Below are 774 nucleotides of genomic sequence, written 5' to 3'. Positions count from 1 at the left end.
GGCAAGACCGCAGTCGTCACGGGCGCCGCGAGCGGCATCGGCAAGGAAATCGCGCTGGAGCTGGCCAAGGCAGGCGCGGCCGTCGCGATCGCCGACCTGAACCAGGACGGCGCGAACGCGGTCGCCGACGAGATCAACAAGGCAGGCGGCAAGGCGATCGGCGTCGCGATGGACGTGACCAACGAGGACGCCGTGAACAGCGGCATCGACAAGGTGGCCGAGGCGTTCGGCTCGGTCGACATCCTCGTGTCGAACGCGGGCATCCAGATCGTCAACCCGATCGAGAACTATTCGTTCTCCGACTGGAAGAAGATGCAGGCGATCCATGTGGACGGCGCGTTCCTGACGACGAAGGCCGCGCTCAAGCACATGTACAAGGACGATCGCGGCGGCGTCGTGATCTACATGGGCTCGGTGCACTCGCACGAGGCGTCGCCGCTGAAGTCCGCGTATGTGACGGCCAAGCACGGGCTGCTCGGTCTCGCGCGCGTACTGGCGAAGGAAGGCGCGAAGCACAACGTGCGCTCGCACGTCGTGTGCCCGGGCTTCGTGCGCACGCCGCTGGTCGACAAGCAGATTCCGGAGCAGGCGAAGGAGCTCGGCATCAGCGAAGAGGACGTGATCAAGAAGGTGATGCTCGGCAACACGGTCGACGGCGTGTTCACGACGGTGCAGGACGTCGCGCAGACGGTGCTGTTCCTGTCGGCGTTCCCGAGCGCCGCGCTCACCGGCCAATCGTTCGTCGTCAGCCACGGCTGGTTCATGCAGTAACGC

The 774-nt window shown here is 65.6% G+C and carries 1 protein-coding gene; it reads left to right on the top strand.

Going from position 1 to position 774, the window contains the following annotated elements:
• On the top strand, positions 1–771 hold a 771-nt coding region (locus CFB49_RS35355; protein WP_089493767.1), incomplete at its 5' end, for a 3-hydroxybutyrate dehydrogenase.
• Between the last annotated feature and the right edge of the window lie 3 nt (positions 772–774).

Source organism: Burkholderia sp. AU17457, from assembly GCF_002223255.1.
Lineage (GTDB): Bacteria > Pseudomonadota > Gammaproteobacteria > Burkholderiales > Burkholderiaceae > Burkholderia > Burkholderia sola.
This window is presented reverse-complemented; position numbering and strand designations above follow the sequence as displayed.